General features: G+C 62.0%; 8 protein-coding genes and 2 pseudogenes. 7 read left to right on the plus strand and 3 right to left on the minus strand.

What is annotated here, in order from left to right; all coding sequences use genetic code 11:
• Positions 1-3: 3 nt before the first annotated feature.
• The 6 genes and pseudogenes from AC07M7_RS20605 (at position 4) to AC07M7_RS20630 (ending at position 5,000) form a co-directional block, all read left to right on the plus strand.
• On the plus strand, positions 4-1,515 hold the full coding sequence (locus AC07M7_RS20605) for an alpha/beta fold hydrolase (RefSeq protein WP_495208177.1): 1,512 nt from the start codon (positions 4-6) through the stop codon (positions 1,513-1,515).
• 65 nt (positions 1,516-1,580) lie between these two features.
• Positions 1,581-2,741, plus strand: a complete 1,161-nt coding sequence (gene mltA / locus AC07M7_RS20610; RefSeq protein WP_495208178.1) for a murein transglycosylase A — start codon at positions 1,581-1,583, stop codon at positions 2,739-2,741.
• A 108-nt stretch (positions 2,742-2,849) separates the two neighbouring features.
• A complete protein-coding gene (locus tag AC07M7_RS20615) occupies positions 2,850-3,152 on the plus strand; it encodes a hypothetical protein (RefSeq protein WP_046985380.1) in 303 nt (100 codons plus the stop codon).
• 315 nt (positions 3,153-3,467) lie between these two features.
• Entirely contained in the window at positions 3,468-3,860 is a 393-nt protein-coding gene (locus tag AC07M7_RS20620; protein WP_495208179.1) for a histidine phosphatase family protein, read from the plus strand.
• A 704-nt stretch (positions 3,861-4,564) separates the two neighbouring features.
• Positions 4,565-4,741, plus strand: a pseudogene (locus AC07M7_RS20625) (integrase core domain-containing protein); the annotation flags it as partial.
• A gap of 1 nt (position 4,742) precedes the next feature.
• Positions 4,743-5,000: a DUF1272 domain-containing protein gene (locus tag AC07M7_RS20630; RefSeq protein WP_495208180.1), complete on the plus strand. Its 258-nt coding sequence runs from the start codon at positions 4,743-4,745 to the stop codon at positions 4,998-5,000.
• A 101-nt stretch (positions 5,001-5,101) separates the two neighbouring features.
• Here the strand turns inward: AC07M7_RS20630 and AC07M7_RS20635 are convergent, their stop codons facing one another.
• Positions 5,102-5,212 carry a conjugal transfer nickase/helicase domain-containing protein gene (locus tag AC07M7_RS20635; protein ID WP_495208181.1) on the minus strand — a complete coding sequence of 37 codons (111 nt, stop codon included), beginning with the start codon at positions 5,210-5,212 and terminating at the stop codon, positions 5,102-5,104.
• 16 nt (positions 5,213-5,228) lie between these two features.
• On the opposite strand from AC07M7_RS20635, the pseudogene AC07M7_RS20640 reads away from it, so the two are divergent.
• Positions 5,229-5,667: pseudogene (locus AC07M7_RS20640) on the plus strand (DNA-binding protein); the annotation flags it as partial.
• 120 nt (positions 5,668-5,787) lie between these two features.
• Here the strand turns inward: AC07M7_RS20640 and AC07M7_RS20645 are convergent.
• Together AC07M7_RS20645 and AC07M7_RS20650 are read right to left on the minus strand one after the other, a co-directional pair.
• Positions 5,788-6,093: a hypothetical protein gene (locus AC07M7_RS20645; protein ID WP_495208182.1), complete on the minus strand. Its 306-nt coding sequence runs from the start codon at positions 6,091-6,093 to the stop codon at positions 5,788-5,790.
• An 82-nt stretch (positions 6,094-6,175) separates the two neighbouring features.
• Positions 6,176-9,094: an autotransporter domain-containing protein gene (locus AC07M7_RS20650; RefSeq protein WP_495208183.1), complete on the minus strand. Its 2,919-nt coding sequence runs from the start codon at positions 9,092-9,094 to the stop codon at positions 6,176-6,178.
• Positions 9,095-9,198 lie beyond the last annotated feature (104 nt).

Genomic DNA, 9,198 nt, shown 5'->3' on the forward strand with positions numbered 1-9,198 from the left:
GACATGACCCGCAGCGCCCGCACGCTTCCCCGCAGTTCCCATCGTTGCCGCACTGCCGTCGCCGCCACGCTGGCTGCAATCGGCCTGGCGCTGGCCGTGGCCACAGCCGCACAGGCCAACCCGGCTGCGCTGGCGTTCCAGCCCTACACGCTGCAGACCAAAGCACATGGCAGCATCCCTGCGGAGATCGCCGTGCTTGCAGTGCCACGCCGGCACAGCGAGCCGGATGGACCACGCATGCAGCTGAAAGTGGTACGCCTGCGTGCAACCGGCGGCAATGGTCGCAGCGCTCCCGTGGTCTACCTGGCCGGTGGCCCGGGCGGCTCCGGCATCGACACTGCGCGCGGCCCACGCTGGCCGGTGTTCGACCTGGTCCGCCGCGAGACCGATGTGCTGCTGCTCGACCAGCGCGGCGCCGGCCTGTCCGAACCGCCGCCGGAATGCCCGCACCAGACCCGATTCGATGATGCGCAGCCATTGCAGCGCGATACGGCGCTGGTCGCGCTGCAGGCAACGGCAGCGAAGTGCGTGGCGTTCTGGCGGCAGGCTGGCGTTGATCTGGGTGCCTACACCACGGCCGAGAGCGCCGCCGACCTTGACGACCTGCGCCGCGCGCTGGGTGTGCCGAAGATCAGCCTGTGGGGCATGAGCTACGGCACGCATCTGGCCCTGGCTGCGGTGCGACTGCACGGTGAAGGCCTCGAGCGCGTGGTGTTGATGGGCACCGAAGGTCCTGATGACACACTGAAGCTGCCGCTGAGCAGCGACGCGCTGCTGCAGGAGCTTGCGCAGTTGGCGCGCAAGGATGGCTTCGACGATCTGGTCGGATCGGCCTCACGCGTGCTGCAGGCGCTGCGTGAGCAGCCACGGCAGGGCCGCAGTCGCATGCACGAGGGTCGCCAGGTGACCATCGGTGAATTCGATGCGCAGATCCTGATCGCCAATGCGCTCGGCCAGCGGCACACCCAGCAGTGGCTGCCGCTGGTGCTGCGCGAGGCCGAGCGCGGCAACTACGATCCGCTGGCAGACCTGGTGCTGATCGTGCGTGCGCAGTTCGCCGAGTACCCGGCAATGGGGCTGGCGATGGATGTGGCGTCCGGGCAGAGCCCGCAGCGCTTGGCCCGGGTGGAGGCGCAGGCGCGCGAAAGCCTGTTCGGCGACGCCTTGAACTTCCCGTTCCCCGCCATCGGCAACGGCCTGGGCCTGGCCGATCTGGGCGAATCCTTCCGTGGCCCACTGCGCAGCGAGGTGCCGGTGCTGTTCATCAGCGGCACGCTGGATGGACGCACGCCACCAGCCAACGCCGATGCACTGCGTCCAGGCTTCCACAACGGCCGCTCGCTGCTGGTGCGCAACGCCAGCCATCACCACGAGCTGTGGACCGGCAATCCTGCCATCGCCCGCAGCATCGTCACGTTCCTGGCCGGTCGCACCGTGAGCGATGCCGTGTTGGACATGCCGCCGCCGGTGTTCGCCACCAGCAACAGTGGCCTGCTGGGTAGCGGCGGACGCTGAAGGGAGAGTGCGGCGCCGGGCACCCGACGGGTCCGGTGCCGTGCCATTTCCTCTACATTGGGGCAATGAAAGACATCATCGCCCCCCTGAGCCGCACGAGCTTGAGCCTTCTTGCGCTGGCCGTGCTTGCGGCCTGCAGCACCACCGGCACCCGTCCCGAAGCACCGCCAGCACCAATCAAGCCTGCCGCCACCTACGCCAAGGTTGAATGGAGTGCGCTGCCGCCGGTTTCCGATACCGACCTGCAGGCCGGCTTCGTTGCCTGGCGCAGCAGCTGCACTCGCCTGAAGAACGACGCGGTCTGGGCCAAGCCCTGCACCACGGCTGCAGCAGTGAACGACAAGGACCCTGCCGCGATCCGCCAGTTCCTGCAGCGCGACCTCGATGCCTACGCGCTGCGTGCCGGGGGGCACCAGGCTGATGGGCTGATCACCGGCTACTACGAGCCGATCTATCCCGGCAGCCTGACCCGCACCGACAAGGCCACCGTGCCGGTGTACGGCACGCCGGATGACCTGATCGTGGTGCAGCTGGACAGCGTCTACCCGGAACTGAAGGGCAAGCGCCTGCGCGGCCGCGTCGATGGCAAGGTGCTCAAGCCCTATGACGATGCAGGCACCATCGCGGCCAAGGGCGCCAAGGCCCCGGTGCTGGCCTGGCTGACCGATCCGATGGACCTGCAGCTGCTGCAGATCCAGGGCTCGGGCCGGGTTCGCCTGGCCGATGGCACGCAGGTGCGCCTGGCCTATGCCGAACAGAACGGGCATCCCTATCGCGCGATCGGCCGTTGGCTGGTGGACCAGGGCCAGCTGAAGAAGGAGGACGTGACCATGGACGCGATCCGCGCCTGGGCCAGGGCCAACCCTTCCCGTGTGCCGGAACTGCTGCGCAGCAACCCCAGCTACGTGTTCTTCGTACGCAGCGCGGACAGCCCGGAAGGCCCGCGCGGTTCGCTGAACGTGCCGCTGACGGCGGGTTACAGCGTGGCGGTGGACCGCACCGTGGTGCCGCTGGGCAGCCTGCTGTGGCTGTCCACCACGCGCCCGGACGGCAGCCCGGTGGTGCGCCCGGTGGCCGCGCAGGATACCGGCGGCGCGATTGCCGGCGAAGTGCGCGCGGACCTGTACTGGGGCAGCGGCGATGCCGCCGGCAAGCTGGCCGGTGACATGAAGCAGAAGGGCAACATCTGGATGCTGTGGCCGAAGGGCGCCCCCTTGCCGAAGTAGTTTGGCAGGGGGCAGATCCCTCTCCGCAGGAAAGGGATCTGAGCACGAATGCCTGATAATGGCGCCATTCCGAACTCTCCGGTCGCACCTGCGGCCAGGACCAATGCAATGAAATACGCAAAACCCAACGCAAAGACCAACAGCAAGAAGTACTACAAGCACTGGGCCGAATCGAGCCTGGGCAAGGGCAACGTGCTGATGGAAGCCCGTGGTGAAAAAATCGTGCGCCAGGTGGAGATCTACGGGGCCAAGGTGGTCTGGGCCGATGAAACCGGGCAGAGCGATGACCGCTTCGTGCTGGCCGACCAGCCGGTGTCGTTCATGGATTTCGATGAAGACGACGAAATCAGCGCGCGCGAGTTCGACATCGCCTGGAAGAAGGCCCGCGAGGCGACCGGCTACCCGGTGTAACCGCCGCAGGCCCCGCAGGGTCGGATCCCTTTTGCTCCCATCACCAAAGTAGGTGCCCACCGGAACCCCATAGTCTGTGTACCCTGTCAGGGCTTGGGCCATGCTTTGGCCCTCTTTGAGTGGCAAAGACTGTGTAGCGCAAGGCAAACGAGCGTAATCAGCAGCAGACAATGGTCCAGAACCATTGCGACAATGGGGGACGGCCTAATAGCTCTTGATACTAGGTTAGGAGGGCCTATGCGTCGGAGTCAGGGTGCATCCGAGACGGGGAGCAGGCACTTGCCCTCGAGACAAGCAGAGCAAGGGAGAGGGAAGATGCTAGTGGTAGTATGGCATGCGCAAAGCATGGCTAATGCGGGATTTATAACTGCAGACCCAGAATCCATTGCCCTTACGGCCATGGGGGAGGAGCAGGCTCGCGCTATGGCAATGACCTGGTCGGCTGCGCCTGACCGCATCTTTACCTCACCATTTCTCCGGGCTAGGCAGACGTCACAACCACTCGCCGAGCGCTTCAAATTGGTCGCTGCGCCCCTGGATGCCCATGAGTTCACTTATCTGTCGCCCGAGCGATGCGTGGGCACCTCGGCGGCAGACCGCAAGCAGTGGGTAGAGGACTACTGGTCCCGTTGCGATCCAAACTATGTGGATGGACCTGGTGCCGAGTCATTTGCCCAGCTAATTGCCCGGCAGACCAGTGGGCCATAACAAGCTCATTGGGACAACTCTTTTGGTAAAAGGGCTTGAGTACGACCATGTGATCGTCCTGGAAGCCGAGTCGATGACGCCGAAAGACCTGTACGTGGCGCTGACTCGTGGTGCGAAATCGGTCGCCGTAGTTACAGTAGTCGACGCGATTCCGCAGTAAGAACTTTCTTTGACAAGAACATGGGCGGATGCACCAGGCTGGTGGCAGGCCGAGGGCCCATGGCCGGGCCTGAAGCTGCATAATTTGCCTGGTTTCAGGGGCCGGCGCATATCGCGGACCAACTCAAGTGGAATCTGCAGATGTAGCGACAGCTCCAACTTCCAGGCCCAGCGATGACTTCATGCGGATTGCTGCGTCTGATGATATGTAGTCACGCTGTAACGGAAAGTCGCCAAAGCGCGTACGACGTGCCGTTTAGAGCGAACGAAGGGCTGTGAAGTGCCGATCCACTGCCGCGAGAATTGCCGAACTAAGCACCTTCTTGTCCTGCGGTTGCCTCTCCGACTTGCGCTTACCTGTAACAGAGATGTTTTCGATGCTAAACGAGAACGGCGCGATGGCGACGTCCTGGCTTCCTCGTGCTATCTGGAAGTAGTAGACGACCGAACACTTCGCGCCTACCACGCAACACGCGGACGTACCGATCCGCGTTATCGCTCACTGCCACCAGTTGGATACGGGCACACGCTGCACGTGGATTCGTCGGATCAGGCAGGAGTGCCTGAACGAGCATTGGTTCTTGTCGCTGGCCGATGCAAGGAGCAAAATCGAAGCATGCCGGCGTTTCTATAACGAGGAGCGCCCCCCACAGTGCACTGGCCGGGGGGGCACATACCGCCGGCGACTCTCCACGTTGAACCCGATAGAGACAGGAGACTGAAATGCTCGACATTCGTCCCGGATGTGAATGCTGCGACAAAGATCTGCCGCCCGATTCGCTAGAAGCGTTCATATGCTCCTTCGAGTGCACGTTCTGCAGAGACTGCACTCAGAACGTATTGAAGGGTGTTTGCCCGAACTGCGGTGGCGAAATGGTATCTCGGCCTCGACGGCCTGCGGATATGTTGATCAAACATCCTGCATCCACCGATCGCGCGTTCAACGAGAGCTGCATCGAACAGCACGCGTCTACAAGCTAGCGACTACTGCGTCAGCAGTCGGACCGCGTCGATGCCTGTCAGATCCGATCGGTACGATTGCGACGTCGTTGGCGCAGCGCGCTCCCCATCGATCTTATGAGTCAAGTCCGAAGAGAAAGATAAGGATTGTCGGAAGGTTGCGTCTCGAATAGCAGAGAACCATCGACGAGCAAGTAGCCATGGACCCGGCGGGCCTTGCGAGGACCCGCCACATCACACGTCCAGATGCATCAGGTACAGGAGCTGCAGGTGGCCCTGCGACAGGCCAACGAGGCCTTGACGGCCAAGAATCACGGACTGCTGCAGCTCAACCGCGACAACGACCAGTGGCTGGAGCGCCACGGGCACCTGGGGCGGGAACTGGCCGGAGCCCGGCACGGCATCGAAAGCCAGCAGAAGGAATTGGATGTCTTGCGGCTGACGGCCGCTGAGCATCAAGCACTGTAGGGACGATGGGCTTAATAAGATGTACAGGCCCTGGAGAATGTGCGGGCCGAGTTGGCCGGCACTCGCTCCGAAGCGATCAGGGAAAGGGAACGTCGCGAGCAGGCCGAAGCTGACGCGCCAGCGCGCTGGCGAACGCCTGGAAGCACTGGCGCAGCTACTGGCACAGCTAAAACCAGATCAAACCGCTGCGGACACCGTGTCAGACACAAGGGGCGCGTGAGAGCGGGTAGCCGCGATAGGCGCCGTTTTTATCCGGCAACCTCATCATTTCACAGGGAAAATGGGATAAAGCGGGACATTTTTACACGTAATTCGGCTGAACCTCGAGCACATCGCCGGCTTACTTGCTAGCCGTCGCTTTATGGTCATAGCTGTTTGCATCACCCAACAGGCCCTGTGCAATCAACCCCACCTCCACGATCGTCGCGCTCGACGCATCATTGAATATCTCGCGGAAGTGTTCATCCATCACTGCAGGCTCGCTTTCCAGAGCCCTCTTTATCTGCTCATCCGCTACGCCAAGAAGATCGACCAGGGCCTGCACGGGATGGTCATGGTTGCGTTTGGCATCAGCAAGAAGCGCTCCCATGATGACCGTCATGGCAGCCAACCTGCCTGATACCGACAGCGCCTCTTCGCTGCTCATGTTCATTTTCCAATCCGGGCTGATGAAAGAAAACAGGGGGAGAGGGCCAATCCCGCGCCCTCTCCCCGGCCTCAGGCCTGCCTCAGAACTGCACCGACCAGCGGGCGTTGACGCTGTGGTCGCGACTGTCCTCGCCGAACTGACCGCTGTAGCCCAGCTCCAACTGCTGGCGCGCAGTCAACCACGCTGACAGCCCCAGTTCGGCCACCACCGCACGATCGGCAACCGGCGCACCGCTGATAGTGAAGGCATCGCCGGCATCGAACGCCAGCTGCGCCAGCGGGTTGCGATCACCGAAACTGCGTCGGTAGCCCACGCCGCCGCGCACGTGCAGCCAGCTATCCTGCTGGAACGCGGCCTTCAGCCCCTTGTCAAAGCGCAGGCCAGCGGTGGCCACCGTCGTGCGGGTATCTTCCGCCTGCCCGCGCAACGCCGCCGCACCGCCCTGCTCGCGCACCTCATCCATATCAACCTGCACCTGCGCCACCTGCAGGTAGGGCTCCAGCCCGGACTCACGATCACCGAAGCGGTAGCCGGCCTCGATGAACGCCTGGCGGCTGTTCGCATCATAGCGGGCACTCAGCGTATCGCTGAAGCCAGCAAAGGCCACTTCACGCGTGCTGTTGATCTTGTGCCGGCTGAAGGCCAATCCACCACGCAGACCGAAACCGCCCCAGGTATGGCCGGCATACAGGCCCAGGTGGGTGTTGGTGATCTTCGATCTGGCCTGCCGCCCCTGCGCCTGCTTGAGGTCGGTGCGACCGGTGCCGCCCAGCACACCCAGCTGCCAGCCGCCCACACCATGGTCCAGGCCCACCAGCAGGCCAGTGACATTGCTCTCGGTACGGCTGGCATTGCCGTCGCCATCAAGCTTGCCATTGCCACCTAGCGCCTGCACCCAGGCGCCAGTGCCGCTGGACTGCCCTTCTCCCGGCGCCAGGCCGGCATTAGTTCGGCTCAGGGCCACATCACGCACGTAGCGGCTGTTCTCCACCAGCACCGAGACCGTGCTGGCATGCAGCTCGCCGCTCAGGCCATCCAGTGCCGCACCGGCCTGTTGCGGGAACAGCTGGGTCAACGGCCGGGGCAGGCCCTGGTTGATCGCCAGGGCGTCGGCCACCTCGGCCACCGCACGCTGGTTGGGCGTGCTGGCAGCGCTGGCCAGCAGCGCGCCGCGTGCCACATCAATGCGCGCTCCGTTGGCCGCATAGGCCACGCTGAACTGCAGGAATGGCGAGAACGCGCTGAAGTCAGTCTTGGCGAACTGCCCCTGCACCCCCCCATCCGCCTGCAGGACATTGAACTGCTCGCCCAGGTAGTACACACCAGGCTCAGGAAGCGCAGCCAAGGTGCCGTCCAGTGTTGCCGTCCCGGTGACACGCAGCAAGTCACTGCGCTCGCCAGAGGCCAACTCGGCCGCATAGACACCTGTGGCCGTCTGCACATAGTTGCCATCGATGGTGAGGGTGCCGACGGAGTTGCCCGGCTCGACGATGCCTTCAACGCGCACATCGCCCACCAGGGTGCCGGCGCCACTCAACCGCCCCTGTGCACCGATCAGCGTATTGCCGGTCATGGTGCCGTTAACAACCGACGAACCGCTGTCGACCTGAAGGTCGGCGCCCGACAACGTGCCTGTCGTATTAATGTTCAACACACCACCGTCGACCAGTGTCGTGCTGGCGACCTGGTTCTCCGCCGACAGGGTCAGCACACCTTTGCTGACCTGGAACCCTTCAATCGAGTTGTTGCCCCGCAGCTCCAGTTGACCAGCCCCACTAAGAATCAGGCGCCCCCGATCACTTTCACGGGCCGAGAGGACAACGCCATTGACCAGATCGTTGGACCACACATCGCTTTCGCCCTGAAGATCGACGCGCCAATCACGCAGCAGACCGCCAGGACCTTTCATTGCCGCCTCCATATCAGGCCGCCCCCAGCCGTGCTCTTCGTCAACGCCCGGTTCACCTATGTCCTGGGACGTTGTCAAGATCACATCTCGGGCCTGCTCTCCGGACAGATACTTGAAGCGCTCCATGACCAGCGCCAGCGCCCCGGAAACCACCGGGGCGGCCATCGAGGTTCCGCTCGCATAAAGATAGCCTCCAGAATCCACCTCAGAGTACTCCCCTATAATTCGATAATACTCATCAGCAAAGGCTCTCGCGAATTCCGACCGCTCCAGCATGAATTCCGGACTGGCACCCATTGATGCGCGATTGTAAAAATCGGAAAAAATAGTCCGCTCCGTCCCTTTGAAATGAATAGAATAATCAACCAGCCTATTATTATTATCCATGGACAAGTCATTTGCAGTAAGTACGCGCTGCATCACAAGAAGTGCAAGTAATCGCGCAGTAGTCACCGGGTCATCACTAACGAATGGATCATTGCTTTTGAGTAGTGGATTGCCTGGATCCCTAAAATAATCATTAAGCGACTTCTCTGAATACAAATCCACATACTCCGGAAAGTACGACCTCATACTCTCAATGAACGCAGTCGCATTTTCCCGGCCGATGATTCGCTTGGCGCCAGTTGAGCGAACATCTACACCCGGCGCACTGACACACCAATAGCGGGCATTGCCACAGGCCTGGGAAAATTCAGCAAGCTTTCCGTCCTCCCCTAACGCAGCCACTGCCAGCCAAGTGGACTCCAACTCCGGAAATGCCATTGGCAACGAGGCAGTCGGAGTGGCATGAATCACCTTGCCTTGTGCAGCATCGGAGCTGTTGCCGGCAGCAAAGATCGAAACAATCCCGGCTGCCGAAGCAGATCGATAAACCTCCAAATCATCAGCATCAGCCCCCGTATATTTTGAAGTAAGTTGTGAAATATACTCCCTTGCCTCACGATTATAAAGAGGATCTCCACCATCACTGAGCTTTGACCAACTACCACCCCAGCTATTGTTTATAATCCTTACCCCCTGTGCCATCAGCCCTTGATACCCGGGCACCTCAGCGGGCAACTGAATAAATTCACCCTTACCAAACATGTAATCAATTACCCGGGAAGTGCCGTACCCCCTGTCCCTCCCGCGAGATAATGTGATGCACTGAAGATATCGGCCCCCCAAGCCACGCCGTGGGTACCTTGGTC

The sequence above is a fragment of the Stenotrophomonas sp. GW821-FHT09E08 genome, from assembly GCF_059416125.1.

Coding starts and splice junctions, on each gene's coding strand:
- AC07M7_RS20605 (WP_495208177.1), top strand. CDS start 4: ATGACCCGCAGCGCCCGCACGCTTCCCCGCAGTTCCCATCGTTGCCGC.
- mltA (WP_495208178.1), top strand. CDS start 1,581: ATGAAAGACATCATCGCCCCCCTGAGCCGCACGAGCTTGAGCCTTCTT.
- AC07M7_RS20615 (WP_046985380.1), top strand. CDS start 2,850: ATGAAATACGCAAAACCCAACGCAAAGACCAACAGCAAGAAGTACTAC.
- AC07M7_RS20620 (WP_495208179.1), top strand. CDS start 3,468: ATGCTAGTGGTAGTATGGCATGCGCAAAGCATGGCTAATGCGGGATTT.
- AC07M7_RS20630 (WP_495208180.1), top strand. CDS start 4,743: ATGCTCGACATTCGTCCCGGATGTGAATGCTGCGACAAAGATCTGCCG.
- AC07M7_RS20645 (WP_495208182.1), bottom strand. CDS start 6,093: ATGAGCAGCGAAGAGGCGCTGTCGGTATCAGGCAGGTTGGCTGCCATG.
- AC07M7_RS20650 (WP_495208183.1), bottom strand. CDS start 9,094: ATGTTTGGTAAGGGTGAATTTATTCAGTTGCCCGCTGAGGTGCCCGGG.